Origin of the sequence: Pseudomonas sp. NPDC090233, assembly GCF_044772285.1 — a bacterium.
Taxonomy (GTDB): Bacteria; Pseudomonadota; Gammaproteobacteria; order Pseudomonadales; family Pseudomonadaceae; genus Aquipseudomonas.
Genome location: NZ_JBIVYQ010000005.1, coordinates 219,333 through 245,426 on the forward strand (window position 1 = coordinate 219,333; position 26,094 = coordinate 245,426).

Here is a 26,094-nt window from a genome sequence, read left to right on the forward strand (position 1 = left end):
TACAAAGACAATAAGGAACACCCCATGTCGGTACACGAGGCGGCCCTGGCCGCGAGCGAGACCCCGCAACAGCAACGCAAACGCCTGCGCAAGGTGGCCGCAGCGACCATTTTCGGCTCGATGCTGGAGTGGTATGACTTCTATCTTTACGCAACCATGGCGGCGATCGTGTTCTCGAAGATCTTCTTCGATGCCAGCAACCCGGCAGTGGCCTCGCTGCTGGCGTTCTCGACCTTTGCCATCGGCTTTGTCGCACGCCCGTTCGGCGGCGTCCTGTTCGGTTACCTGGGCGACCGCTTCGGCCGCAAGCACGTGCTGGTGATCACTTTCTGCATGATGGGCGTGTGCACGGCAATGATCGGACTGATCCCCAGCTACGCCTCGATCGGCATCTGGGCGCCGATCCTCTTGGTGGTGATCCGCATCATCCAGGGCCTGGGCGCTGGTGCCGAGCTGTCCGGCGCGGCGGTCACTTCGTATGAGCATGCCAGCGAAGGCAAGCGCGGCAGCCAAGGCGCCTGGCCGGCGCTGGGGCTGAACCTGGGCTTACTGCTGTCCTCGCTGACCGTGTACCTGCTGACCATGAACGGCAACGAATTTCTCCTGGCCGGTGGCTGGCGCATCCCGTTCATCGCCAGCATCGCCCTGGTGGCGGTCGGCCTGTGGGTGCGCAAGAGCATTCCCGAGACGCCTGACTTCAAGGAACTCGACAATACCGACGACAAACCCCAGGTGTCGCCGCTGAAACTGCTGTTCAGGAATGACCTGAAGGGTCTGGCAGTGGTGTTCTTTGTCGCCATCGGCTACAACGCCCTGAGCTACATCTTCAAGACCTTCTCGCTGGCCTACCTGACCCAGTTCAAGGGCGTCGAGGCGCATGTCACATCGCTGTCGGTGACTATCGCCAGCCTGGTGGCGATCTTTGCCGTACCCTTCTTTGGCTGGCTGTGCGACCGCTGGAGCAGCAAGACGGTGCTGATGCTCGGCGGTGTGCTGTCGGCGCTGTTCGCCTACCCGTTCCTGCAGTTGCTGAGCAGCGGAGAGCCAAAGCTGATCTATGTGGCCATCGCCATTGGCACTGGCATCCTCGCACCGATGATGTTCGCCCCGCAGGGTTCGTTCCTCAGCCGCCAGTTCCCGACCCAGACGCGTTCGTCGGGTTTTGGTACCGGACGCGAGATAGGCACCGCCGTGGCCGGCGGGCTGGCGCCGCTGGGCGGGCTGGCGCTGGTGGCAAGTTCGGCCACCCACTCCACCGATGGCGTGGCCCTGATCCTGGCAGTGTCCGGGGTGCTGGTGGTGGTATTCGCCTTGTGCGATCAAGGCCGCAAGCACTCCAGCTCAAAGAACTGACAGGCACCGGCACTCAACACACCGGGTTATCGTGCATCACCCTGCCGCCCTCGGCAGGCCGGTCGACGTAAAACACATCCAGCGCACTGTTATGCAGGTTTCTCACGGCATTCCAGTGCGCAGATGTGTGAACGTATTTCTCCTGCAGGAGTCCGTGCTCCTCATCAGTCAATTGCAGCCGCCTGTGATGCCCCAAGGCAAACGCGTGCAGCTTGTGGCTGATGCCCTGCAGTTCTTCGGGCACCTGATGGTCCTCGTTATCGCCCAGCGGGGCGAACGGCACTCCGCCGCGCAGCGCCAGCTCGCGCATCACGCTGAGATAGACACGCGACAGGTGGCCGTTCACTTCACGCTCTCGGTACACCGCGGCAAAAACCTGCTTGCCCGGATCATCTTGTCTGGCGCTACTGCCTGTTTTCAGTTCTTCCCAGCTGATGAGCCGAGCTCGGGGTTGGGCCAGATGGGCAAATGCCGTATCCAGCAGGGCCGAGGCCAACGCGTAGGCGCGGGTTCGCTTCAGCGGAGTGGTCCGGGTCTCCCAGCTCGAATAGGGCTTGCACAGCAGCACCTGCTCACGCATGAGCGCCCGGTACCCACCGCCGATGTTCGAGTGAACGCCTGGCACGATGATGTCGTTGTTGCTACGCACCAGAGGGAAGTTTCGCCGTCGCTCCTGGCCTGCCACCAGCTGCACTGTGTGCCGGGCGACCCCTTGGTGCAAGCCGAAGCGCAAGCCGTGATAGTGGTCGTTGGCAGGGTCGAAGTCCCCGCGCAGGGGGGCCACGAATGCGGCCACCGTGTCGAACAGGCCAATGAAGTTGATAACCCTGCCACCGCGCAAACCCGGTGGCAATCCCGGCGCCGCTGCAATCAGACGGTTGGCCAGATCCCTGGCCGCCGCCGCACCACGGCTGAAGCCAAAAAGATCGAACTCGACGTCGCAGGGTCGGCTGCGCAATAGCGCGTCGATCATGAACAACGCCTCTTCCACCCTCGCTTCCACACCTGTCTCACCGCGACCTGTCGCCTGGGCGTACAGCGAGTCCGGCGCACCTTCGCGAGTGCCAACCCCCTGCACGTACACCTTCAGAAAAACCTGGCCTTGCACCCATCCTTCGGGGTAGAGGGCATGTAGCAGGGCGATATTGCTCCGCGCGTTGGCATAACTGCCTGCTCTGCGCTCAGCGCCAAGGTCTGAATCAAGCCCGGCGTTGGCTTGATTGTTGCCGGTACCGTCAAAAAAGACCCCCACCCGCACGCCCCGTCGCTTGATCATGGTCACGTTCCTTCAAGTATCGAAGGCCCCCATGAAGCGACAGATCACAACGGCAAAAAACCGGGAAACGCGCTAACCCCAAAGCGCGCAGATTTCGACGCGGCACCGCGGATAGATTAAAGTATCCCCCCCTGCCAGGTCAGCCGCGCTCCGCGCTCGCCCTGGCGCTACCCCAGGAACCGCTACCGATGGAACACCGTGAAGCGCTGATCGCGCTGCGCACCTTTCTTTCTTCCCAGATCCTAGGCCAGGAAAAACTGGTCGAGCGGCTGTTGATCGTGCTGTTGGCCGACGGCCACATGCTGGTCGAAGGTGCCCCGGGCCTGGCCAAGACCAAGGCTATCAAAGAGCTGGCCGAGGGCGTAGAAGCACAGTTCCATCGTATTCAGTTCACCCCTGACCTGCTCCCGGCCGACATCACCGGCACCGAAATCTATCGCCCGGAAACCGGCAGCTTCGTGTTCCAGCAAGGGCCGATCTTCCACAACCTGGTGCTGGCCGACGAAATCAACCGGGCGCCTGCCAAGGTGCAGTCGGCGTTGCTCGAAGCCATGGCCGAACGCCAGGTCAGTGTCGGGCGCAGCACTTACGACCTGTCGCCGCTGTTCCTGGTCATGGCCACGCAGAACCCGATCGAGCAGGAAGGCACCTACCCGCTGCCCGAAGCCCAGCTCGACCGTTTTCTGATGCACGTGAAAATCGGCTTCCCCGATGCTGCGGTAGAGCGGCGTATTCTCGCCCAGGCTCGCGGCGAAGCGCTGGGTGGCGAGGTCAAGCCCGAACGGCGGGTCAGCCAGCAGGCGATCTTTGCCGCTCGCAAGGAAATTCTCGGCCTGTACATGGCCGATGCGGTGGAGGAATACCTGGTCCAGCTGGTCATGGCCACCCGCACCCCGGCCAAGTTCGATACCGAACTGGCCGACTGGATCGCCTACGGCGCCAGCCCGCGCGGCTCTATCGCCCTCGATCGCTGCGCACGCGCTCATGCCTGGCTGGCCGGGCGCGACTTCGTCAGCCCCGAAGACATCCAGGCGGTGCTGTTCGACGTGCTGCGCCACCGCATCATCCTGTCCTTTGAAGCCGAGGCGGCGGGGGTCGACCAGGACCGCGTGGTCCAGCGCATCCTCGACGTCGTCGCCGTTGCCTGACCCCATGCCCACTGCGCCGCAGGCCGAACCCGGCATCCGCATCGGCCTCGCCGAGCTGATCGACATGCGCCACCGCGTGCGCGAAATCCAGCTGTTCTCCCGGCCAGGCCAGCGCAGCCCATTGGTCGGCCTGCACCATTCGAAGCTGCGTGGCCGCGGGGTCGACTTCGACCAGGTGCGCGTCTACCAGGCCGGCGACGATGTGCGCAACATCGACTGGCGCGTCACCGCACGCACCCAGGAACCGCACACCAAGCTGTTTCATGAAGAGCGCGAACGGCCGATCTTCATCCTCGTCGAACAAAGCCAGCGGCTGTTCTTCGGCTCGGGGCTGATGTTCAAGTCGGTGCTGGCGGCCCAGGCCGCAGCGCTGTTCGGCTGGGCCGCGCTGGGCCACAACGACCGCATCGGCGGGCTGGTGTTCGGCGACAACGAGCACCACGAAATCAAACCACGGCGCAGCAAGCAGAGCCTGCTGCAACTGCTCAACCGCCTGGCCAAGGTCAACCAGGCGCTGCACACCGAAGCCCTGCCCCAGGTCGACAGCCTGGGCCTGGCCTTGCGCCGTGCCCGGGAAGTGCTGCGCCCCGGCAGCCTGGCCATCGTCATTTGCGATGAACGCTCGCTCAGCCCACAGGTGGAACAGCACCTGGCGATGCTCTCGCGCCATTGCGACCTGCTGCTGCTGCCTGTCTCCGACCCGCTCGACCATGCCCTGCCCGCCGCCGGCCTGCTGCGTTTTGCCCAGCGCGGCGCGCAGCTGGAGCTTGACACCCTGGACGCCAACCTGCGCCAGGCTTACCGTCAACAGGCCGAAGCACGCATCGAACGCTGGGAGCTGATGGCGCAAAAGCTGCGCGTGTTGTTGATGCCGCTGAGCACCCAGAGCGAAATGATCGAACAGCTGCGCGAATACCTGAACGCCCAGCGCCCTCGGAGCGGGACATGAAGCACCGCAACCTATGAACCCACTGGACCAGTTGCAACCGTTGATCGCCCCGTCGGCGATCGGCCTGTGGCCACCCGCGCCTGGCTGGTGGCTGCTGCTCGCCATGCTGCCGCTGCTGGCCTGGGGCCTGTGGCGGCTGCGCCGCTGGCGCCCCGGCAAACGCCGGGTGGTGCGCGCCGAGCAACCGCTCGACCCGGTGCGCGTGGAAGCCCTGGCCGAACTCGCCCGCCTGCCCCGCCCCTACGACGGCGCGCCCGCCGGTGCCTGGCTGCAGCAGATCAATGCGCTGCTCAAACGCCTGTGCCGCAACCATTACCCCGGCGCCAACAGCCATACCCTTAACGGCCGCCAATGGCTGGCGTTCCTCGACAACCGCTGCCCAGCCGCCGGCCTGACCCGTTGGATGGTGCTGGTCGAAGGCGCCTACAAGCCTGAGTGCAAGCTGGACGACAAAGCCATCGTCGGGCTCAGCCAGGCTGTCGAAACCTGGATCCGCAAACATGTTTGAACTGGCCTGGCCGTGGATTTTCCTGCTGCTGCCGCTGCCCTGGCTGGCGCGCCTGGTGTTGCCCGCCGCCGACAGCGGCGAGCCGGTGCTCAAGGTGGGCTTCCTCGATGAACTGGAGGGCCTCGCGGGCCGCCGTGCACGGCTGAACCTGCCGACCTGGCGCCAGCAAGCCCCGTTCGTGCTGATCTGGCTGTTGCTGCTGTTCGCCGCCGCGCGCCCGCAATGGCTTGGCGACCCGGTACCGGTGGCCGCCAGTGGCCGTGATTTGCTGGTGGCGGTGGATGTGTCCGGCTCGATGGACTTCCCCGACATGCAGTGGAAAGGCGACGAAATCAGCCGCCTCGACCTGGTCAAGGCGCTGCTCGGCGACTTTCTGCAAGATCGCGAGGGCGATCGCGTCGGCCTGATCCTGTTCGGCAGCCAGGCCTACCTGCAGGCACCGCTGACCTTCGACCGGCGCACCGTGCGCACCTTCCTCATGGAGGCGCAGATCGGCATCGCCGGCAAGAACACCGCCATTGGCGATGCCATCGGCCTGGCGGTCAAGCGCCTGCGCCAGCGCCCGGCACAAAGCCGGGTGCTGGTGCTGATCACCGACGGCGCCAACAACGGCGGGCAAATCCACCCGCTGACCGCCGCCCGCCTGGCCGCCCAGGAGGGCGTGCGCATCTACACCATCGGCATCGGCGCCAACCCCGAGGCCAGCGGCACACCCGGCCTGCTTGGCCTCAACCCGAGCCTGGACCTCGACGAAGCCTCGCTCAAGGAAATCGCCGAGCTGACCCAGGGTGCCTACTTCCGCGCCCACGACGGCGCCGAGCTGGATGCCATCGGCGATACCCTCGACCAGCTTGAACCGGTTGCCCAGCAGCCGACCCAGGCGCGCTCGGCCAAAGCCCTGTACGCCTGGCCTCTGGCCCTGGCGCTATTGCTCAGTGTGCTGCTGGTGGTGGCGGTGCAGTGGCCAGATACTCTGCTGCAACGGGCGTTGCGCAAACCGCGCTTCCTGCAGCCCCACCCTGAATGGCGTGAACGCCTGAAACGGCTGCGCCTGAGGAAGCGGCGATGATCGATTTGTGGCCGCAATGGTTGCGCCCCCTCTGGTTACTGGTGGTGCCGCTGCTCGCCTGGCTGCTGTTCAAGCTGTGGCACCGGCGCAAGCGCGCCGGGCGCTGGCAGATGATCCTGCCGCAGGCATTCCATCCGGTGCTGCTTGGCGGCGGCAGCGGCAGCAACAGCAAACTGCCGTGGGTCGCCCTGGGCCTGGCCTGGCTGCTGATCGTGCTAGCCCTGCTCGGGCCGAGCTGGCAGCGCCTGGAAGAAACCCGCCAGCGCCCGGCCGACCCGCTGGTGATCCTGCTCGAACTGACCCCACAGATGCTCGCCGAGGACACTTCGCCCAACCGCCTGCAGCAGGCCCGGCGCAAAATCCTCGACCTGCTCGAACATCGCCGCGACAGCCAGACCGCGCTGATCGTCTACGCAGGCTCGGCCCACACCCTGGTGCCGCTGTCCGACGACCTGGGTACCACGCGCAACCTGCTTGAGGCGATCGACCCGTCGATCATGCCGCAACCCGGCCAGCGTGCGGACCTGGCCGTGCAAAAAGGCCTGGCCCTGCTGGCGCAGAGTGGCCTCGGCCAGGGCCGCCTGCTACTGGTTGGCTCGGCGCTGAGCGCGCCTGAACGCCAGGGCATCGTCCAGGCCCTTGGGCGCCAGGGGCCAAGCCTGCTGATGCTGGGCATCGGCACCCGTGAGGGCGCGCCAGTGCGCCAGGCCAATGGCGAATTCCTCAAGGACGACCAGGGCGGCATCCTCGTGCCACGCCTGGACAGCCCCGGCCTCAAGGCCTTCATCAACGGCACCGGCGGGCGCTACCGCCATGCCCGCATCGACGACCTCGACCTGCGCGGCCTCGGCCTGTTCGACAACCCGCGCAGCCTGCGCAACGATGGCCAGAACGTGCAGCTCGACAGCTGGGCCGATCAGGGCTACTGGCTGCTGCTTCCGCTGTTGCTGCTGGCGGCCTGTGCCGGCCGGCGCGGCTGGCTGTTCTGCCTGCCGCTGCTGCTGGCCGTGCCGCAACCGAGCCAGGCCTTGGAGTTCAACGACCTGTGGTTGCGCCCCGACCAGCAGGGCCAGCGCCTGCTCGAACGCAACCAACCCGCGGATGCCGCCCGGTATTTCCAGGACCCGCAATGGCGCGGCATGGCCCTGTACCAGGCCGGCGACTACGCCGCAGCCGCCAAGGCATTTGCCCAAGGCAACAGCGCCGAGGCCCACTACAATCGAGGCAACGCCCTGGCCCGCAGCGGTGAACTGGAAGCCGCCCTGGATGCCTACGAGCAAGCCCTGGAGCGTCAGCCCGACCTTAAACCTGCGCTGGACAACCAGGCGCTGATCCAACAGCTGCTGCAGCAACGCGAAGCCCAGGCCGAGGAACAACCGGCCAAGGACGACGCTCAAGGCACACCCGGCAGCGAAACCGAGGGCAACAGTAGCTCGGCCAGTAGCCCGACGCAGGGCAGCCCCGGCAGCGACGAACAGGCCAACGCCGAGCAGCCCGACGAGGGCAGCAGCAACAGCCAGGCCACGCCCGGCAACCAGGGCGGCGATGACGACAGCGTCACCCAGCCACCCCAACGGCCGGTCTCAACCAGCCTCGACGCCGAGCAACGCCAGGCCCTTGAACAATGGCTGCGGGAGATCCCCGACAACCCGGCGGAGCTGCTGCGGCGCAAATTCTGGTATGAACAGCAATTGCATCAGGAATCCCAACGATGAGTCGCCTCGGCGTCTTTCTGCTCAGCCTGTCATGGGCCCTCCTTGCCCAGGCCGAACCGACCCTGCAAGCCAGCGTCGACCGCACCCGCCTGGAAGCCGGCGAAACCCTGGAGCTGACCCTCGAAAGCCAGGACGTGACCCAGTTCGGCAAGCCCGACCTGCGCGCGCTCGAAGGCGACTTCGAAGTGCGCGGCACACGCCAGCTGAACAGTTTGCACACCCTCGACGGCGAAACCCGCGCCAGCACCCGCTGGATCATCACCCTGCTGCCACGGCGCAGTGGCAGCCTGAGCATTCCCGCACTGCAACTGGGCCAATCCCACAGTCAGGCCATCGACTTGCAGGTGCTGCAGGCCGACGCCAACCGCCCGGACAGCGCTTCCCAGGTGTTCGTCGAGGCGACCCTGGACAGCAACGAGGTGTACGTCCAGGCCCAGGCCGTGCTGACCCTGCGCATCTACCACTCGGTGTCGCTGTACGACGACAGCAGCCTCAGCCCGCTGCAACTGGAAAACGCCAAGGTCGAGCCGCTGGGTGAATCGCGCACTTATGAAAAGGAGATCAACGGCGTGCGCCACGGGGTGATCGAAACCCGCTACGCGCTCTACCCGCAGCAGAGCGGCGACCTGGACATTCCACCGCTGACATTCACCGCCACCGCCACTGCCGAGCAGCCCACCAGCACCGCGCGAGGCCGCCAGATACAAGTCAGCTCGCTGCCGCTGCGCCTGACCGTACGGCCGATCCCCGCCGCCTGGCCCGCCAATGCGCCCTGGCTGCCCGCCCGCAGCCTGAACCTGGAAGAACACTGGAACCCCGACCCCGGCAGCCAGCAGACACAGATCGGCGACTCCTTGACCCGCAGCATCACCCTGCGCGCCGAAGGGTTGTCCAGCACCCAGCTGCCGCCACTGCCGGCCACCGAAATCGTCGGCCTGCGCCGCTACCCGGACCAGCCACTGCTGCGCAACGAAATCAACGAGCGCGGCATGACCGCCAACCGCGAAGAACGCGAAGCCCTGGTGCCGACCCACAGCGGCGAACTGGCACTGCCCGCGTTGGAAGTCACCTGGTGGAACACCCGCGAAGACCATCTGGAGCATTCCAACCTGCCTGCGCGTACCTTGAACGTGCAGGACAACCCGGCCCTGAGCGCCGAAACCCCGGTTGGCGATGCCAGCAGCGCCAGCCGCCTGCTCTGGCCCTGGCAGGTGGCCACCCTGGTGTTCGCCCTGACCACCTTGCTCGGCTTCACCCTGTGGTGGCGCGCCCGCTCGCAACCGGCCGTGCTGCGCGCCGCGCAGGCTGGCCCCAGCCCACGCACCCTGCTGGACGACCTCAAACGCGCCTGCCAGGCCAACGACCCACAGGCCACACGCCAGGCGCTCGACGCCTGGGCGCGGCAACAGCCGGAGACCTTGGCAGAGATGGCGGCGCGGTTCGTGCCGCTGTCGGATGCGCTGGATGGATTGAACGGGGCGCTTTACAGCGAGAGTGGACAGTATTGGCAGGGGGAGGATCTGTGGCGGGCGATCGGGACGATTCCGCCTGCGGAGCACGTGTTGTTGCCTGCAGGCGAGAGTGGGAACTTGCCACCGCTTTATCCGAAGTGAGGGTATACGGGCATGTCTTGGGGCTTTCAGCGCCGGTGAGATGGAGCGCAACCCACACGGCGCATGCCAGTAAGGCTCATTATCAGGAACGTGATCAGCCCTCATGCTGGTTCGATGCTTTTGCCATGAATGTACATATAAGCATCAGGCAGGCCTGGATAAGAAAATAGATAGACAAATAGCAAAAGATCTCATATTTGCCTTTCGTGACTACATAAGAAAAGAATGCGCCACCCGCCCCAATAAGCGATAGCACACATGATGTAAAAAATTTGAATTTAGGGATACGAGACAGAGGGCTTTTCCCGCTGACTAACAATACCAATGCTTTATAGGGAGCATAGAGTACCCCGCACAGCGCGAGCACCAAAATTATTACATTGAATAGATAGTAAAAAATATCTGGCAGCATTATCGATACCCTCTTGACATTTGCGCTCAGCTTGAGTAGTGAACTTTTTGATCATCTCGTAGCGCGCATTTTCCATCAAATCGACACCAGTCTTTACCGATAGCCTTCGTTTATAGATTGGTGAAATATTTGTGCCCCAAGGCAAGCCTGAAGATCGCGGTGTATGTGCGGCCGTACGCTCACGTAGTATGCCACCTTAAAGGACTATTCAAGCGGACTTAGGCCAGTTAGCACCCGATCCCAGAATGCCAACGCTTCAGCGTCAGACTTGAAGTCGCTACCAATTTCGTGGGTGCCTAACTCCAAGACTATGTAGGGATGCATTGTCGAATCTACGGTACCTTCATATTCGAATTGAAATGCATAGTAGGTTTTACCATCTGCGGAAGCAGATAGTGCAATTTCCTTTCCGTTAATATTTTTTACTGAGCGCTTACGCTTTCGGAGAGTTTTTATAGATCCGGAGTTTACTAATTCGCCAATTGATGGTTCGAATTGCTTTGCATCAAATCGCTCAATGAGACCACTCTCCTTTTCAGTGATAACGTTTGTCAGCAGGCTTAAATACGTGCCGGGATGCTCACTTATCTGCGCCCCCATATAAATTGACTCGAAAAATTTGTCTTGTTCGAGCGTAGTATATCCTGCTTCGATGGCGAACCCTCCACTTGGCGGGGCCTCATCTGGGTGCCGGTAGTGAATGGCATTGCTCAACATACACATTCTTTCGATAGCAGTTGGCATGCCTTTTTCTGTAATGTTAGGCACCATCATTTGATAGGCGGTATTCTTGCTGGTCATTAAGTAGATATTGAAAGTATATAGCGATGAAAGTCGCGAAAGTAGAAGTATGCTACCGTTATCTAGCTGAATGGTTTTTTCGTAAATGCTTCCTGTACCTCTAGCAACTCCTCTTTTGAGTTCGTCTATTTTTTGATTTATCATTGACGGGGATTGCTTGCGCGCATTCTTGCTGACTAGCTCTAGATTTGCATCGAATAATTTATAGTCTACTGCAATTTCCGCCTTGATCGGGAGAGAGAGTGAGAAGCGTCCATAATAGTGATTTTTCCAGTCAGAGCCATTCAAGTTTTTGTCCTCGCTGGGCGATGTTGCAGTGGCTAGTGAGTACAAGCTTAGTGATGCCGTAAATACGAATAAACTTTTTAACCCCATAAATGCCTGCTAGTGATTTTACACGCCCGGCCAGCGGCCTTGTTCACTGTTAATTACTTATCGAGACATTAGGGAAAGAAGTGCCGTATCCCATATTGCCAAAAATTGAGCCTCTGTAGGTGATCCGTCCTCGCCGGTTGTTGAAAAACCAGCGGGTGACGCAGGCTTGTGTTCTGTAACATAGCTGAAATCTAAGTCGATTGAAATTTCGGGTTTGTCTACTCTCTCAGGAATGCCCGGAAAGTACCACTTTGCATGAACCTCTGTGCGATATACCCCTTCGGATAAATACGTAACCGCATGGATATTTTCTTCGCCCGGAAGCCCATCCAGGCTGCGTCTGGTGTTTCGATAGGTTTGATGTGTGAATTCATTTTTTGAAATCCAATTTGCTTCAGTGACAGGATCGTAATTCTTAAGCTTCTGATCTGAAAGTGGAACGTGCGGTTCACCGGTGTAGGGTGCTGACCGAAATGAGAAAGCTAGGTTTTTGTATTTATTTATTTTGAATATTACGCTCATCGACTCATCAAGACCGCTATATTCAATGCACACTTGAACGAAGCAAAGGTTTTGATTATTAGTATTTGATCGAGTGGTTCGCACCTTGGCTAAAAGTGCTTTGATTTTGTCTTCACCATCAAGCGTGTCGTCCCCTCCAAATTGAAACATCAAATTATCCATCCAACTGTAAGCCATTGTTGAATGAACAACCCTGTTGATATTTTCGCCGTCCAGCCCCTGCCCTGTTATGCGTATGTGATCATATTTATAAAGTTTTGCACCTCCCGATAAATTCTCGCAGACCGCTGAATGCTCTTCATTGTTTTTATTTCTCAACTCAATATCCGACCATGCTTTTTCGGCTTGGCGTGCAGCACGAGCCTCTATGAAGCCCGGCGTGATTTTAATAGGTATTCCATCCAGATCAAGAAAAGCTTCAGACATCACGGCGCCCTCCGGAAGGCGCATAATATATTTGCCCACCAAGACCTCCTTACCTGCACTGTCACCTAAACTCATGGTTTTAGGGACACCAAAGCACGTGAAGATTATTAGCGGTTGCAGAAAAATGGCGCATACCGCTGCTACACTTATTTTTTTTAATGGGTTAAGACTTCTGGCTAGCATAGGTTTTTCGCGCCTTTAGATAGTCTGATAATGGAGTGGAGAGTAACGGCCCTGATAATTTTATAATCATATGAATGCGCGCAATCAAAAGCTAGACCCATGATAATGATGCCCCGTGGAGTGCACATTATGGGGCAGGGCGAAAACTTGTTAAAATAAGATCCCAGAATGCCAGGGCTTCATCATCAGAGGTGAAATCACAACAATTTGTAATCGGCTGCGATTTCAGAATTACTGGGAAGCGAAATTTGAAATCTTCCGAAATAGTGAGCACTCCAATTATGGCTATCCATAGCTTTATCCTTGTTACCTGAAGAAACCGTCACTTGTGCGAAAAAAGCACACATAACAGCTAGTGAAATTGTCATTAAGTATCGCATGGTGTTCGGACCTTACCCTATGCGCATTCGATAGAGGATGACAACCTTACCAAGCTATAGAGCATTGCAAATTTCGCGCGGCCAAATTTGTAATTGAAAATCAATTTTTGATAACTTTCATGGCGCTGGCTGTGGGTGAAATAGTCGACGGCATCCATAACTAAGGCATAGTCGTGCGTGGACGTAGATTTTAAATACGCTCAATACTGCCAACTAATCTGCCCCAGAATTCAAGGGCTTCTTCGTCACTTGAAAAAGATTTTCCTTTTTCTAGTGTGCTTAGTTCTATGACAGTGTAGGGCTCTAAGCTTTTTCCAGGCGTCCCGGCATACTCTAGTCGAAATGAGTAGAGCACCCTTCCTTCTGCCGTTGTTTTGACGAGTAGCTCTTCAAATGGCAGATCGGTGATTGTGACCTTTCTCTTTCTCATCAGTGTAGAGCTCGAGAGAACCTTTTTTAGCAGTTTCGTCATGCCACCAGATGTACGCTCCTCATAGCGTGCAATCAATCCAGGCTCTGGCTTTCCGATGATCCGGGTGTCAAAAATTATATGAATACCGGGGAGCGTGGTAATGGGTAGGCCTATGGAGACTTGCTCAGGATATTTGTTTAGAGGGATTTGCAAGTATCCCGCCTCTATTGCAAACGTGCTATCTGGCGGAGGGGTTGTGGGGTTGCGAAAGTGAATATTCGCATTGATATCGCGTGTGATTTGCACCGATTTTTCAAACCCCGTTAACGAAACTGACTCCACTTGTTGTCTGTAGAGGGTATTTTTTGAGGTTAAATAGTATATGTCGAAGTTATATTTATTGGATTTGGAAACAACTATCGCCCCCCCTCCTTCTAGCGAAACGGTTTGGTCGTAAGCAGGGTAGCCTGACTTATGCAGTTTGTTGATGCGCTCTATAGCACCCTTAACAAGATTTTCAATATCTTTTTTACCGTTCTTGCTGATAAACTGTATTTTATTCTGAGCTATTTTATAGGATGACCAGGTGCCGTCGCCTGTTGTCGGGACTTGGAATGAGAAACGGCCAAAATAGAATCGATTGCTGTCGCCTTGCATGTCAGTTGCTCCACTTTCAAAACTTGCTGCTTGACAAATAAAGATCAAGATCAAAGCTGCGAAAGCTCTGGGTGCGCTATAAAACCTCTTAACTTCCAACATTGGCAGAAATCCTCACAATACTATAGAGAGTGGCGTACAGAGTCCTTCCATCCTTATCGTTATATGCACTCTGATGTTCGTAACCTACAGTATTGTTGTAAGCGCCTGCTCGACAAGCTTCCGGATAATTCACTGAATTTATGCCATGTGCGAATGCCGCTTTAACATTGGAAAAGTTTCTTGAACTGGCAGATGAGATCATTGGTACTGTTCCGTCCCCTGGAGAAGTTTTTGGTCCAAAAGCAAATCTACGACCTGCGCCCAACTCAATATTTCCCGTCTGGTTGTCGGATGTTATACTCAGTGTCGATAGATCTTCCCATCCTATCCAGTTAGAGCTCCAGACAATGTCTCCCCACGTGATAAGCGCTTCATTGACGGATTCTGCAGAGTAGTGCACATACGTTTCTGGGTGATAAGCTTCTTGTATGGAATTGTGAAATATTTGTGTTGAATCAATGTTTTCTTCAAATACGTCTCTCTTTGTTTGTGCTTGGTCGTGAGTGATGAGACCCTGGGATTCATGGAAATCATTGGGATCTATGAGCATTTCGGACTCTTTCGGGATTAAGCCCCACCACTTAGTAGATTTATATATTTCATTGTAAGGATCTCCCATCGTGGGGAATTTTAGTAGATCCGTGTTTGGTTCATCCACTTTACGGGCAAACAGCCAGTGCTTCCCATCGTCATAACTGGCGCTTGGCAACAGTTCCAGACCGCCTTTGGAATAAGCCAAAACCGCTACCGTTTCAGAAGCGGTAGGACCTAGAATCTGCCTGGCAATGAATCCTAAAATACCCTCACCTTCAAAACCTGCTCTGATCCGGCGATAAGCGGCGGGAGCACCGGTTGCTGGCATCGCACCATGCACGATGCCATAAATTTTTTGATAGTCATGAATTCCTACCATTGCACGCCCAACGAGCCCACCCATTGAATGGGTAACAATGATCACTTTTTCTGCATTTGAATAGCTGGGCAAAACGGTTGCCTCAATGAACTTAATAATATCCTCTGCTGAGTCCGCATTGGACTGCAACCAATTATATCCACCTGCCCATACTTCATACCGTATGTCGGCTGCATGCTGAAGGCCTTCTGAAATACTTAGGCTCGAAAGGGGAGGATTATCGTTCCAGTCTCCCCAATCAGAAGGAGATAGTTCATTGTTATCTCGCCACCATCCTTGAAGCTTTTTGTCCAACATTATCGAATTTAGTTCGTTCTGCATTGAGACCATTATAGGATGGTAAGCCGAGCGCATGATTCCACCCCATCCTCGGCGCCGAAGTTCATCTTTGTCGATCGCTTCGTTGAGCCCACCCCCAATCGGGCCGTCCTGATAAACACTAATCATTCCTTCCCGACCATCCAAGTCGTTTTGTCTGTCCTTTGCCGAACTAAATAGTGCGGATAGGAATGAGCCCACTGCACCAATTCCTGACAGAATGGTGTCTGTATTGGGTGCAACCCACGCAATTTTTTTTGTCCTATTGTTCCACAGGTTTGTCCCCATGATGCCTGGGATGAAGACTATCGGAACCACTTTGTTTTCTTTTACACCGACTTCCTTTTCTTGCTGGCGCGCGGAGCTTGACATGGTGCTGGAAGCTGTTCTTGTGCCATCTGCGTTTATAACTGTGAGTAATTTCAGTGGGTTAATCATTTCCCTACCCTCATTTATTTCGATGCGGCGCGCTCACACGAGTTGTTCAGGCTTTATCGAGTATTATCTTTCAGAACTCTGTAACCTAACTCTGCTGCGCAGGAATCTTCCACGCCGCAAGCTGACGGGCTGGCCGATGAGCTGCTCGGGATCGTATCCGGGTCCTGCACCAGCACGTCGAGGGTATAGCGCGGGGTGCGGCCGATGCGCTCGACGCCGTGGGCGCGCAGGGCCTGCAGTTGTTGCTCGCCCAAGGGCGTGGTGAGTTGCAGGAGGCGGCCACTCTGGCTAAGAGCGGTTCCGAAGTTCAGGTCCATGAAAAAAATCTCCGTTTACTGGCAGCACACCGATCGCCGCTTTGACGTAGCGCCAGATGAAGCAGGCTCCACGCCCTGTCATGCGCTTGGGAAAGCGACAGCGCACGACCATTCAACCGGCATCAGCCCTGTCAGGCTGAAGTCGACTTCATCGGGGAACAGTGTAGAGGCGGTCTTGAGCGAACGCGGGCAGCCTTGCGGCTGTTGACGAGCACGTTGGGGGCAGCCGCTTACTCAGGTCCTTGAGCATTGTCACTTCCTCGGGGGGGGGGGTGAAAATCGAAAACTAGGGCATCGGAAATAGACCGTCAATAGTCGAAATGTTCAATCCGAAGGCACATTTGTAGCTGCCAAACCACAATCGGCCGCGCATGTACGTACCTGCCCTGCCGCCGTGGCTTGGGTTACCATACCCGGCTGCGCAACACCCATCATTCACGCCAAGCCCCGGCTTGCCGACTCGACACCACAGGTCATCCATGCGTCTGTTTCACACTTCCGACTGGCACCTGGGCCAAAGCCTGCACGGCCAGGAACGCGACTTCGAACACGCCTGCTTCCTCGACTGGCTGCTCGGCCAGCTGCACTTGCGCCAGCCGGACGCGTTGCTGATCGCCGGCGATATCTTCGACACGGTCAACCCGCCGGTCAAAGCCCAGGAGCGGCTCTACGACTTCATCGTCAAGGCCCACGAGCAGCAGCCGAAGCTGGATATCGTGATGATCGCCGGCAACCACGATTCCGGCTCGCGGATCGAGCTGCCTGCCGCGCTCATGCGGCGCCTGCGAACCCATGCGCTGGGGCGCGTGCACTGGCTCGACGAAGGCCAGCTGGATGCCGAGCGCCTGCTGATCCCGCTGACCAACGGCCGCGGCAAGGTCGCCGCCTGGTGCCTGGCCCTGCCCTTCCTGCGCCCGGCCGAGGTCACCGGCCCGCAGCTGGGTGACGACTACCTGCAGGGCATCACCCAGGTGCACCAGCAACTGATCGCCGCCGCGCAGCAAAAGCGCAAGAAGGACCAGGCGCTGGTCGCCATCAGCCACGCGCACATGGCCGGCGGCGCGGTGTCCGAAGACTCCGAGCGCAGCTTGATCATCGGCAACGCCGAGGCCCTGCCGGCCAAGCTGTTCGACAAGGCCATCAGCTACGTGGCCCTGGGCCATCTGCACAAGCCGCAAAAGGTCAACCGCGAATCGCGCATCCGCTACAGCGGCTCGCCGATCCCGCTGTCGTTCGCTGAAATCAACTATCCGCATCAGGTGCTGGAAGTCGAACTGGACGGCGCCGAGCTGGTCAGCGTCGAAGCACGCCCGGTGCCACGTGCGGTGGCCCTGCAACGCGTCGGCCCGGCACCGCTCGGCGAGCTGCTGGAACAACTCGCCGAACTGCCGGTGATCGACCTGCTCGAAGACCCCAACCGCCAGCCCTGGCTGGAAGTGCGCGTGCTGCTGGACGAGCCGCAACCCGACCTGCGCCAGCAAATCGAAAGCGCATTGCACGGCAAGGCCGTGCGGCTGATCCGCATCAGCGCCGAATATGCCGGGCGCCGCAATGAGGACGACAGCGAACTCGAGTTCGTCGAACTGTCGCAGATGACTCCGCAGGACTTGTTCAGCCGCGCCTGGGAACAGGCCTACGGCAACCCCGTCGACGAGCAGGTGCTGGCCGACTTCGCCCTGCTGCTGCAGGACGTCCAGCAGGAGGAGGAACAGCCATGAAGATTCTCGCCATTCGCCTGAAGAACCTGGCATCCCTGGCCGGCCCGATAGACATCGACTTCACCGCCGAACCCTTGGCCAGCGCCGGCCTGTTCGCCATCACCGGGCCGACCGGCGCCGGCAAGAGCACCCTGCTCGACGCCCTGTGCCTGGCGCTGTTCGGCACTGTGCCACGGCTCAACGACATCGGCCGCGAAGCCAAGGTGCCGGACGCTGACGGCGACATCCCCACCTCCGACCCGCGCAACCTGCTGCGCCGTGGCACCGGCAGCGGCTTTGCCGAGGTCGACTTCGTTGGCATCGACGACCACCGCTACCGCGCGCGCTGGGAGGCCAACCGTGCCCGTGACAAAGCCAACGGCAAGCTGCAGCTCAGCCGCCAGAGCCTCTACGACCTCGACAGCGAGCAGGTGCTGGGCAGCGGCAAGAATGAATACAAGCAATTGATCGAAACCCGCCTGGGCCTGAATTTCGATCAGTTCACCCGCGCGGTAATGCTGGCGCAGAGCGAGTTCGGCGCCTTTCTAAAGGCCGATGACAAGGAACGCAGCGAGCTGCTGGAAAAACTCACCAATACCGCCATCTATACCCGCCTCGGCCAGCGCGCGTTCAGCAAGGCGCGAGAAACCGGCGAAGCGCACAACGCCCTGAAAGAGCGCGCCAGCCACCTGCTGCCGATGGTCGCCGAAGCCCGCGCCGAACTCGACCAGCAGCTGGAACAGGCCCAGCAGCAATTCAAGGCCGACCAGACGCGTCAGCGCCAACTGGAGCAACAGCGCACCTGGCTCAACGAGCAACGCCAACTTCAGGCCCAGTACAGCGAGGCCGGCGCGGCCCTGCAGGCTGCCGAGCAAGGCTGGCAAGCGCTGGCCGAGCAACGCCTCGACCTGCAGCGCCTTGACCGCCTGGCCCCCCAGCGGCACCAGTTCCACCGCCAGCAAGTACTGGCTGCGCAATTGACGCCACTGGCTGCGCACATCGCCGAGCAACAACTCCAGCACACCGAGCTGAACACCCGCACCAGCGAACTGGAACACGCCTTGGTTGCGGCACGCCAGGCGCTTGCCGACAGCCAGGCCCAGCACAGCGAAAACGCCCCGCGCCTGCGCCAGGCCTTTGCCGCACAGGACAGCCTGGCACGCCTCGACACAGCGCTGACGGCGCAGCGCACGGCCAGCCAGCAGGCCGACCAGCACGTCGCCGAAGGCCAGCAGCACCTGCTGCAGCTGGAAGAAAACCAGCAGCGCAGCCTGCAACAGCTGGCGCACATCGATGAAGCCTTGGCCGGCAGCCAACACCTGGCCGGGCTGGCCAACGCCTGGCAGGCCTACCTGCCGCAGCTCAAGCAAGTGATGCTGATCGGCGGGCGTTTGAGCAAGGGCCGCGACGAGCTGCCAGGCCTGCAAGCACAGGCCAGCCAGGCCAATGCGCAACTGCAGGCCCAACGCGACCATTACGAATTGCTGTTCCGCGAAGCCAAGGCCGAACCCCAGGCGCTGGCCGAACAGATCGACCTGCTCGGCGGCATGCTCAACGACAATCGCAAACAGCAGCGTGCCGTCGAAGAATTGTCGCGTCTGCATGGCCGTGAGCTGGAACTGCGTCAGCAACTCGAAGCGGTTCGCGAGCGCCAGCAGCAGGCCATGCAGCAACGCCAACAACTGATCGGCGAAGGCACTGCGGCCAAAGCTGAGCTGGAAGCCGCCGAGCAAGCGCTGACCCTCACCCGCCAGTTGCTGGAACGCCAGCGCATGGCGCGCAACACCAGTGTCGAAGAGCTTCGCGGCCAATTGCGTGACGGCGAACCCTGCCCGGTCTGCGGCAGCGCCGAACACCCGTTCCACCAACCTGACGCCTTGCTGCAAAGCCTCGGCCGGCATGACCAGGCAGAAGAAGACGCGGCGCAGAAACAGGTCGAGAACCTCAACGGCAAGCTGGTGGAACTGCGCACCCAGCTCGGCGTGGTCAACGCCCAGCTCAAGGATTACCAGCAGCAACTGGTCCAGCTGGGCGAACAGTTGCAGCCCCTGGTTGCGCAGGTGCAGGCGCACAGCCTTTGGCCAGCGCTCGCGCCACAGGACGACAAGGCCCGCACGGCGTGGCTGGCTAACCAGCTGCAGCGCCTGGACGATGAAATCGGCAAGGACGAGAAGCGCCAGGGTGCCCTGCTCGCCCTGCAAAAAGATGCCGCCCGCCTCAACCAGCAATTGCAGGCAGCGCAAGAAGCCCAGCAGCAGGCCCAACGCCATCTGGACCAGCAACACCAGGCCCTGGTCAGCGACGAGCAGCAACTTCAGCAAGGGCTGGCCGACCTGGCCAGCGTGCTGCCGGACGATGTGCTCAAGGCCCTGAGCGACGACCCGGCCAACACCTTCCTCAGCCTCGATCAGCAGATCGCCCAGCGCCTGCAACAGCTGGAGCAGCGCAAGGACGAGCAGGAAGAACAGCAAGCACGCCAGGTGCAACTGGACAAGCTGCGCGACCAGCAGCAAACACGCCTGCAGGCGCAGCAGCAAGCGCAGCAACAGCTAGCCGGCCTGGACGAGCAGCGCCAGCACGCTCAAGCAGCGCTCACCGAACTGCTGGGTGATCACGCCAACGCCGAAAGCTGGCAACAGCACCTGGACACACAACTCGAGCAGGCCCGCGCGCTCGATGCCGACACCGCCCAGCGCCTGCAGGACCTGCGTACCCAGGGCGTGCAACTGGCCGCCGAGCTCAAGGCCAACATCCATCAGCAGCAGGCGCTTGAGCACGAATGCCAGCAGCTACAAGGCGAGATTGCCCAATGGCGCAGCGATCATCCCGAACTGGATGACAGCGGTCTCGACCGCCTGCTGGCCATCGATGATGCGCAGCTGGGCGAACTGCGCCAACAGCTGCAAATCGCAGAAAAGGCCATCGAACAAGGTCGCGTGCTGCTGCAGGAGCGCGAGCAGCGGCTGCAGCAACATGCCGCCCAGGCTCAGGGCGAGATGCCCGCCGAGGACCTGGAGCAAACCCTCACCGAGCTTGCACAGCAACTGAACGTTCAGGAACAGCACTGTGCCGAGCTGCGCGCGCAACAGGCCGACGACCAGCGCCGCCAGCACGCGCATCAAGCACTGGCCGGCGAAATCGACCAGGCCTACCAGCAATGGCAGCGTTGGGCTCGCCTGAACGCGTTGATCGGCTCGGCCTCTGGCGACGTGTTCCGCAAGATCGCCCAGGGTTACAACCTGGACTTGCTGCTGCACCACGCCAACGCCCAGTTGCGCCAACTGGCGCGGCGCTACCGCCTGAAACGCGGCGGCAGTGCGCTGGGCCTGCTGGTGCTGGACACTGAGATGGGCGACGAGCTGCGTTCGGTGCACTCGTTGTCTGGCGGTGAAACCTTCCTGGTCTCGTTGGCCCTGGCCCTGGGCCTGGCTTCGATGGCCTCCAGCACCCTGCGCATCGAGTCGCTGTTCATCGACGAAGGCTTCGGCAGCCTCGACCCCGAGTCGCTGCAACTGGCCATGGACGCGCTCGACGGCCTGCAGGCACAAGGCCGCAAGGTCGCAGTGATTTCCCACGTGCAGGAAATGCACGAGCGCATCCCGGTGCAGATCCAGGTACGGCGCCAGGGCAATGGGTTGAGTGACGTGGAGGTGTGCGGGTGATCCTCTACTCGTTCCGCCGCTGCCCCTGGGCCATGCGTGCGCGCCTGGCCCTGCGCTATGCCGAGTGCGACGTCGAGATCATCGAGGTGGCGATGAAGCACAAGCCGGCCGAGCTGCTGGCACTGTCGCCCAAGGGCACGGTACCGGTGCTGGATACCGGTGATGGGGTTCTGGAAGAGAGTCTGGACATCATGCGCTGGGCACTTGAGCGCAACGACCCGCAGGATTGGCGGCTGCAGGCTGATCCCGCTGCTGCGCAGCTGGCCGACAGGCTGATTGCCCGCAACGACAGCGAGTTCAAGGCGCAGGTGAACCTGTACAAGTATGCCGAGCGCTACCCCGAGCATTCACGCGAGGACTACCGCCAGCACGCTGAAACCTGGCTGGCTGAGCTTGAACGGTTGCTTGAGGACCGGCCATACCTGCTGGCCGACCACCCAAGCCTGGCCGACGCCGCGCTGTTACCCCTGATGCGCCAGTTTGCCGGGGTCGAACCGCAGTGGTTCGCCGAGGCGGCTTATCCGCGAGTGCGGAGCTGGCTGGAGGGGTGGCTGGGGTCGGAACTGTTCAAATCAGTGATGGCAAAATAACCCTGTGGGAGCGGCTTCAGCCGCGAACACCGGCAAAGCCGGTGCCATCCACCGCGTCGCTTGTTTCGCGGCTGAAGCCGCTCCTACAGGTTCAGTGTTCAGGCAAGTTCAGTGGCTGTGCTTGCCACTGAGTGCCGCATGGAAATTGGCACTCTGACGCAGATACTGCTCGGTATAGCTGTGGGTGGCGGAAGCCTTGGCGTTGCTGTCGGCATGGGCATGCGTCGGCAGCACGACCGAAGCGGAAATGGCGGATGCGGCAATGACCGGGAAGAGATTGAAGTTCATCTGGGCTGACCTCGACTGCGCTGGTTTGACGTTGACCCGTTTGGGCCTTGGGTCAAACTTACGCCGCTGAGGTCAGCCACAGAAATTCATTGCGCTTGTAGGGATTATCACGCGTATCGATAGTCACTCGATGAATTTGAGGTCCGAAGGCGCATCTTGCGGCAGCGTCTGCACGGTTTCCTCCAGCTTGCCAGTGCGCGGATCGCGGCGCATTACTACGATCTGGTTGCTCTTCTGGTTGGCCACCAGCAGGAAGTTGTCGCTTGGGTCCAGGGCAAACTCACGCGGGTGGTCGCCCTCCACCGAGCGACGCTGCAAGAATGTCAGCTGACCGTCGTCCTTGCCCACGCTGAACACCACGATCTCGTTGGCCGTGCCACGGTTGCTGACATAGAGAAAGCGCCCATCCGCCGACAAATTCAGGCCGCCAGCGGCCCTGGCTGCGGCGTCTTTCTGCTCGGTCAACGGCAGGCGCTGGCGTTCCTGCAAGGCAGCATCCTTGACATCGAACATGACCACTTCGGCGCTCATCTCCAGCGTCAGGTAAGCATGCCGCCCCTTGGCATCGAACAACAGATGACGCGGGCCGCTGCCAGGCGGCAACGTGACCGACGCAGGGATCGCCGGGGTCAGCGGTTTGTCGGGGCTGGCACCGTCGTAGCGGTAGATGAACACTTTGTCGGCACCCAGGTCACTGGCATACAAGTGGCTGCCCTCCGGCGACAGCACCAGCGAATGCACATGGGCACCAGCCTGACGCTCGGGGTTGACGCCGCTGGGCTTGTGCCGTACCTGCTGGACCACCGTCTTGAGCTTGCCATCCTTGGCCACCGGGATCACTACCAGGCTGCCGCCCGGATTGGGGGCGACAGCATAGTTGGCGACGAACAGGTAGCGCTGGTCGCGACTGAGGCTGGCGTGGGTCGGCTCGTCGCCACGGGTGGCCACCTGGTTGAGCGGCTTGATCTCGCCTTTGCTGCTCACGCTGAAACTGCTGGCATGGCCCTGCGGCGTTTCGTTGACCACGAACAGTTGCCGCTGATCAGCCGAGAGCACCAGCCACGAAGGGCTCACGCTCTTGATGACCTGCTGCGGCGTGGGCTCGATCTGGCCGGTTTTGCTTTCGAACGCGTAGCGGTAGATACCTTGGCTGGCGCCATCGGTGTAACTGCCCACCAGCAGCGTGGCGGCCTGGGTAGAGAAGGCAAGGGTCATGAGGCTAGCGGTCAGCAGGCTCGTCCATTTGCGGTTCATCGTCGTCTTCATCCGGGGCGCGAAAGGCACTCATACAGACTAGACGATGCTCGCCGTTGGCATCGTTCAGTTGCCATTCATCACCCACAGCGATGGCGGAAGCGACCTGCTCGGCGGTGAAGGTCCAGCGGCGCAGTTGACGACCGTCCATGCACTCGACCGTGAGGCCGGTTTCGTCTGAGGTGAAATCGAAGGCGTGCAGGCCGTCGATCAGCAGCATGTCGCAGGATGCGAGGGCGGTGGCGAGGGGAGACATGGGAGTACCGATGAAAAAAGAGCCGGCAGTATAACCCGAGGGCCGCATGGCGGCCCTCGGGATACATCAATGGGCGAAGATCGAACCGCCCTCCTTGCCCACCATCTTCTCAGGCTTGATCAAGAACCTGGCCAGCGCCGGCAGCAGCCACAGTGCCCCGAACATGTTCCACAGCAGCATGAAGGTCAGCATCAAGCCCATGTCGGCCTGGAATTTGATGGCCGAGAAGATCCAGGTGCACACGCCGATGGCCAGGCACAGGCCGGTGAACAGCACCGCCTTGCCGGTCGAGCGCAGGGTCTGGTAGTAGGCCTCCTGCAGCGGCAGGCCGGCACGCAGGAAACTTTCCAGGCGGCTGTAGATATAGATGCCGTAGTCCACGCCAATGCCCACGCCCAGCGCCACCACCGGCAAGGTGGCGACCTTGACGCCAATCCCCATGAACGCCATCAGCGCATTGCCCAGCACCGAGGTCAGCACCAGCGGCAGGACGATGCACAGGGTCGCGGCAAACGAGCGGAAGGTGATCATGCACATCACCGCCACGCAGAGGTACACCAGCACCAGGATGGTCAGTTCGGCCGATTTGATCACCTCGTTGGTGGCCGCTTCGATGCCGGCATTGCCTGCCGCCAGGAGGAACTGCAGGCCCTCTTTGTTGTGGCTGTCGGCAAAAGCCTTGGCGGCGGCGGTGACGCGTTCCAGGGTTTCAGCCTTGTGGTCGTTGAGGAACACCAGCACCGGCGCCAGTGAACAATCACCGTTGTACAGGCCGTCGGCACGAGCGATGGAGTTGTTGAGGATGTCCGGGTTGCGCGACAGGGTCTCCCATTTCAGGCTGCCCTCGTTCATGCCCTTGATCACCTGCTTGGACACGGTCACCAGGGAGATCGCCGACTGCACGCCCGGGGTGTTCTGCATGGTCCACATCAGCTCGTCGATCGGCGCCATGGTCGAGTGGATCGAGCAGCTCTCAGCCGGAGTCTTGACCATGATCACCAGCACGTCCGAGCTGGTCGAGTAGTTACTGATGATGAAGTTGTTGTCCTGGTTGTAGCGCGAATCGGGGCGCAGCTCCGGAGCGCCCTGGTCGAGGTCGCCGATCTTCAGGTTCTGGCTGTACCACAGGCCGCCAGCGAAGGCGACCAGGGCCAGGGCAATCGACACCGGCGCCACTTTGGCGCTGGCGAAATTCGACAGCAGGCGCCAGAACGGGTGCTCGCGGGTCGCGTCCTTCTTGCTGCGCTCGATGGCCTTCTTGCTGATGCCGACGTAGGAAATCGCCACTGGCAGCAGGATCAGGTTGGTGAACACGATCACCGCCACACCGATCGAGGCACCGATGGCCAGCTCGCGGATCACGCCGATGTCGATGATCAACAGGGTGATGAAGCCCACCGCGTCGGCGAGGATGGCGATCATCCCCGGCAGGAACAGCTGGCGGAAGGTGCGCCGGGCAGCGGTCAGGGCGTTGTCGGCGTCACTCGACTGCAGGGCGATGCCGTTGATCTTCTGCACCCCGTGGGAAATGCCAATGGCGAAGATCAGGAACGGCACCAGCATCGAGTACGGATCCAGACCGAAGCCCACCGCATGCATCAGGCCCAGTTGCCAGACCACCGCCACCAGCGTGGTGATCAGCACGGCGATGGTGCTGCGGATGCACCAGGTGAACCAGTACAGCAGAATCCAGGTGATCACCAGCGCCACACCGAAGAACATCGCCACCATCACCAGGCCGTCGATCAGGTCACCGACCTTCTTGGCGAAGCCGACGATGTGCACCTTGACGTTGGGGTTTTGCGCCTGGAACTTGTCGCGGATCTTTTCTTCCAGCAGATGCGAGAACTGCTGGTAATCAAGCTTGACCTGCTTGCCGGGGTCATTCGGGTCTGGGTAGCTTTCCAGCAGCGGCACATCGACGATGCTGGACTTGAAGTTGTTGCCCACCAGGCGCCCGACCTGGCCGGACTTGAGCACGTTGTCGCGCAGCGTGTCGAGGCTGTCTTGCGAGCCGTTGTAGGTATTGGGGATCACCTCGCCGCCGGAGAAGCCTTCTTCGGTCACTTCGCTCCAGCGCACGCTGGGGCTCCACAGTGACTTGAGGCCCGCGCGGTCGACACCGGGGATGTAGAACACCTCGTCATGGACCTGCCGCAGGGTCTCCATGTAGTCCTTGTCGAAGATGTCGCCGTTGACCGCCTCCACCGAAATGCGCACGGTGTTGCCGAGGTTGGCCAGGTCGTTGCGGTGCTCCATCATCTGTTCGATGAACGGATGTTCCAGCGGGATCATCTTCTCGAAACTGGTCGAGGGACGGATCTGCGTGGCCTGCCAGAACAGGAAAATGCTCACCAGCACACACAGGGCGATGACCACGGGGCGGTTGTTGAAAATCAGGCGTTCCAGCAGCGTGGCCTTGTCCTGGTGGTGCGGGTGCATGGTGATGCTCTCTCGGCT

General features: G+C 60.1%; 19 protein-coding genes and 1 pseudogene. 10 read left to right on the forward strand and 10 right to left on the reverse strand.

Going from position 1 to position 26,094, the window contains the following annotated elements; translation table 11 throughout:
* The first annotated feature begins 24 nt into the window (after window positions 1-24).
* Window positions 25-1,353 carry an MFS transporter gene (locus ACIQUF_RS15555; RefSeq protein ID WP_403132892.1) on the forward strand — a complete coding sequence of 443 codons (1,329 nt, stop codon included), beginning with the start codon at window positions 25-27 and terminating at the stop codon, window positions 1,351-1,353.
* A 13-nt stretch (window positions 1,354-1,366) separates the two neighbouring features.
* Here the strand turns inward: ACIQUF_RS15555 and ACIQUF_RS15560 are convergent, their stop codons facing one another.
* Window positions 1,367-2,629 carry a DUF2235 domain-containing protein gene (locus ACIQUF_RS15560; protein ID WP_403132894.1) on the reverse strand — a complete coding sequence of 421 codons (1,263 nt, stop codon included), beginning with the start codon at window positions 2,627-2,629 and terminating at the stop codon, window positions 1,367-1,369.
* A gap of 188 nt (window positions 2,630-2,817) precedes the next feature.
* Here ACIQUF_RS15560 and ACIQUF_RS15565 point away from each other — a divergent pair, with 188 nt between their 5' ends.
* The 6 genes from ACIQUF_RS15565 to ACIQUF_RS15590 are packed head-to-tail and all read left to right on the forward strand — an operon-like array spanning window position 2,818 to window position 9,631.
* Complete coding sequence (locus ACIQUF_RS15565; RefSeq protein ID WP_039601915.1) at window positions 2,818-3,777, forward strand: MoxR family ATPase; 960 nt, start codon at window positions 2,818-2,820, stop codon at window positions 3,775-3,777.
* A gap of 4 nt (window positions 3,778-3,781) precedes the next feature.
* Window positions 3,782-4,726, forward strand: coding sequence for a DUF58 domain-containing protein (locus ACIQUF_RS15570; RefSeq protein WP_403132897.1), 945 nt, complete (start codon window positions 3,782-3,784; stop codon window positions 4,724-4,726).
* A gap of 13 nt (window positions 4,727-4,739) precedes the next feature.
* Window positions 4,740-5,234, forward strand: a complete 495-nt coding sequence (locus ACIQUF_RS15575) for a DUF4381 domain-containing protein (RefSeq protein ID WP_403132899.1) — start codon at window positions 4,740-4,742, stop codon at window positions 5,232-5,234.
* Window positions 5,227-6,303 (forward strand): vWA domain-containing protein, encoded by a 1,077-nt coding sequence (locus ACIQUF_RS15580; RefSeq protein ID WP_403132902.1) that lies wholly within the window; start codon window positions 5,227-5,229, stop codon window positions 6,301-6,303. The genes ACIQUF_RS15575 and ACIQUF_RS15580 overlap by 8 nt, the downstream gene beginning before the upstream one ends.
* Window positions 6,300-8,018, forward strand: a complete 1,719-nt coding sequence (locus ACIQUF_RS15585) for a tetratricopeptide repeat protein (RefSeq protein WP_403132904.1) — start codon at window positions 6,300-6,302, stop codon at window positions 8,016-8,018. Before ACIQUF_RS15580 ends, ACIQUF_RS15585 begins: the two co-directional genes overlap by 4 nt.
* A complete protein-coding gene (locus ACIQUF_RS15590) occupies window positions 8,015-9,631 on the forward strand; it encodes a BatD family protein (RefSeq protein WP_403132906.1) in 1,617 nt (538 codons plus the stop codon). The genes ACIQUF_RS15585 and ACIQUF_RS15590 overlap by 4 nt, the downstream gene beginning before the upstream one ends.
* Before the next feature lie 616 nt (window positions 9,632-10,247).
* Here ACIQUF_RS15590 and ACIQUF_RS15595 read toward each other — a convergent pair.
* From ACIQUF_RS15595 to ACIQUF_RS15615, 5 genes and pseudogenes are all read right to left on the reverse strand, one after another.
* A complete protein-coding gene (locus tag ACIQUF_RS15595) occupies window positions 10,248-11,132 on the reverse strand; it encodes a T6SS immunity protein Tli4 family protein (protein WP_403132908.1) in 885 nt (294 codons plus the stop codon).
* A gap of 144 nt (window positions 11,133-11,276) precedes the next feature.
* Window positions 11,277-12,242 (reverse strand): T6SS immunity protein Tli4 family protein, encoded by a 966-nt coding sequence (locus ACIQUF_RS15600; RefSeq protein ID WP_403132910.1) that lies wholly within the window; start codon window positions 12,240-12,242, stop codon window positions 11,277-11,279.
* A gap of 678 nt (window positions 12,243-12,920) precedes the next feature.
* Window positions 12,921-13,901 carry a T6SS immunity protein Tli4 family protein gene (locus ACIQUF_RS15605; protein ID WP_403132912.1) on the reverse strand — a complete coding sequence of 327 codons (981 nt, stop codon included), beginning with the start codon at window positions 13,899-13,901 and terminating at the stop codon, window positions 12,921-12,923.
* Entirely contained in the window at window positions 13,888-15,570 is a 1,683-nt protein-coding gene (locus tag ACIQUF_RS15610) for an alpha/beta hydrolase (RefSeq protein WP_403132913.1), read from the reverse strand. The genes ACIQUF_RS15605 and ACIQUF_RS15610 overlap by 14 nt, the downstream gene beginning before the upstream one ends.
* Window positions 15,571-15,687: 117 nt before the next feature.
* Window positions 15,688-15,887, reverse strand: a pseudogene (locus tag ACIQUF_RS15615) (hypothetical protein); the annotation flags it as partial.
* Between the two features lie 479 nt (window positions 15,888-16,366).
* On the opposite strand from ACIQUF_RS15615, the gene ACIQUF_RS15620 reads away from it, so the two are divergent.
* Genes ACIQUF_RS15620 through ACIQUF_RS15630 form a run of 3 tightly spaced genes read left to right on the forward strand, consistent with a single transcriptional unit; the run spans window position 16,367 to window position 21,836 of the window.
* The gene (locus ACIQUF_RS15620) at window positions 16,367-17,605 is read left to right on the forward strand and encodes an exonuclease SbcCD subunit D C-terminal domain-containing protein (protein WP_403132915.1); all 1,239 of its coding nucleotides are present in this window, start codon (window positions 16,367-16,369) and stop codon (window positions 17,603-17,605) included.
* The gene (locus ACIQUF_RS15625) at window positions 17,602-21,246 is read left to right on the forward strand and encodes an AAA family ATPase (RefSeq protein ID WP_403132917.1); all 3,645 of its coding nucleotides are present in this window, start codon (window positions 17,602-17,604) and stop codon (window positions 21,244-21,246) included. Before ACIQUF_RS15620 ends, ACIQUF_RS15625 begins: the two co-directional genes overlap by 4 nt.
* Window positions 21,243-21,836, forward strand: a complete 594-nt coding sequence (locus ACIQUF_RS15630; RefSeq protein WP_403132920.1) for a glutathione S-transferase — start codon at window positions 21,243-21,245, stop codon at window positions 21,834-21,836. Before ACIQUF_RS15625 ends, ACIQUF_RS15630 begins: the two co-directional genes overlap by 4 nt.
* Window positions 21,837-21,944: 108 nt before the next feature.
* Here ACIQUF_RS15630 and ACIQUF_RS15635 read toward each other — a convergent pair whose 3' ends face one another.
* The 4 genes from ACIQUF_RS15635 to ACIQUF_RS15650 form a co-directional block, all read right to left on the reverse strand.
* Window positions 21,945-22,124: a hypothetical protein gene (locus tag ACIQUF_RS15635; protein WP_403132922.1), complete on the reverse strand. Its 180-nt coding sequence runs from the start codon at window positions 22,122-22,124 to the stop codon at window positions 21,945-21,947.
* A gap of 123 nt (window positions 22,125-22,247) precedes the next feature.
* A complete protein-coding gene (locus ACIQUF_RS15640; protein ID WP_403132923.1) occupies window positions 22,248-23,378 on the reverse strand; it encodes a lactonase family protein in 1,131 nt (376 codons plus the stop codon).
* Entirely contained in the window at window positions 23,344-23,634 is a 291-nt protein-coding gene (locus ACIQUF_RS15645) for a DUF5629 family protein (RefSeq protein WP_403132926.1), read from the reverse strand. Before ACIQUF_RS15645 ends, ACIQUF_RS15640 begins: the two co-directional genes overlap by 35 nt.
* A gap of 66 nt (window positions 23,635-23,700) precedes the next feature.
* Window positions 23,701-26,076 carry an RND family transporter gene (locus ACIQUF_RS15650; protein ID WP_403133556.1) on the reverse strand — a complete coding sequence of 792 codons (2,376 nt, stop codon included), beginning with the start codon at window positions 26,074-26,076 and terminating at the stop codon, window positions 23,701-23,703.
* Window positions 26,077-26,094 lie beyond the last annotated feature (18 nt).

What these genes read in the sequence shown, in the direction of transcription:
- ACIQUF_RS15575 (WP_403132899.1), top strand. Translation starts at nt 4,740, where the DNA reads ATGAACCCACTGGACCAGTTGCAACCGTTGATCGCCCCGTCGGCGATC.
- ACIQUF_RS15640 (WP_403132923.1), bottom strand. Translation starts at nt 23,378, where the DNA reads ATGAACCGCAAATGGACGAGCCTGCTGACCGCTAGCCTCATGACCCTT.
- ACIQUF_RS15650 (WP_403133556.1), bottom strand. Translation starts at nt 26,076, where the DNA reads ATGCACCCGCACCACCAGGACAAGGCCACGCTGCTGGAACGCCTGATT.
- ACIQUF_RS15600 (WP_403132910.1), bottom strand. Translation starts at nt 12,242, where the DNA reads ATGAGTTTAGGTGACAGTGCAGGTAAGGAGGTCTTGGTGGGCAAATAT.
- ACIQUF_RS15555 (WP_403132892.1), top strand. Translation starts at nt 25, where the DNA reads ATGTCGGTACACGAGGCGGCCCTGGCCGCGAGCGAGACCCCGCAACAG.
- ACIQUF_RS15565 (WP_039601915.1), top strand. Translation starts at nt 2,818, where the DNA reads ATGGAACACCGTGAAGCGCTGATCGCGCTGCGCACCTTTCTTTCTTCC.
- ACIQUF_RS15570 (WP_403132897.1), top strand. Translation starts at nt 3,782, where the DNA reads ATGCCCACTGCGCCGCAGGCCGAACCCGGCATCCGCATCGGCCTCGCC.
- ACIQUF_RS15580 (WP_403132902.1), top strand. Translation starts at nt 5,227, where the DNA reads ATGTTTGAACTGGCCTGGCCGTGGATTTTCCTGCTGCTGCCGCTGCCC.
- ACIQUF_RS15625 (WP_403132917.1), top strand. Translation starts at nt 17,602, where the DNA reads ATGAAGATTCTCGCCATTCGCCTGAAGAACCTGGCATCCCTGGCCGGC.
- ACIQUF_RS15635 (WP_403132922.1), bottom strand. Translation starts at nt 22,124, where the DNA reads ATGAACTTCAATCTCTTCCCGGTCATTGCCGCATCCGCCATTTCCGCT.
- ACIQUF_RS15620 (WP_403132915.1), top strand. Translation starts at nt 16,367, where the DNA reads ATGCGTCTGTTTCACACTTCCGACTGGCACCTGGGCCAAAGCCTGCAC.
- ACIQUF_RS15560 (WP_403132894.1), bottom strand. Translation starts at nt 2,629, where the DNA reads ATGATCAAGCGACGGGGCGTGCGGGTGGGGGTCTTTTTTGACGGTACC.
- ACIQUF_RS15605 (WP_403132912.1), bottom strand. Translation starts at nt 13,901, where the DNA reads ATGTTGGAAGTTAAGAGGTTTTATAGCGCACCCAGAGCTTTCGCAGCT.
- ACIQUF_RS15590 (WP_403132906.1), top strand. Translation starts at nt 8,015, where the DNA reads ATGAGTCGCCTCGGCGTCTTTCTGCTCAGCCTGTCATGGGCCCTCCTT.
- ACIQUF_RS15645 (WP_403132926.1), bottom strand. Translation starts at nt 23,634, where the DNA reads ATGTCTCCCCTCGCCACCGCCCTCGCATCCTGCGACATGCTGCTGATC.
- ACIQUF_RS15610 (WP_403132913.1), bottom strand. Translation starts at nt 15,570, where the DNA reads ATGATTAACCCACTGAAATTACTCACAGTTATAAACGCAGATGGCACA.
- ACIQUF_RS15585 (WP_403132904.1), top strand. Translation starts at nt 6,300, where the DNA reads ATGATCGATTTGTGGCCGCAATGGTTGCGCCCCCTCTGGTTACTGGTG.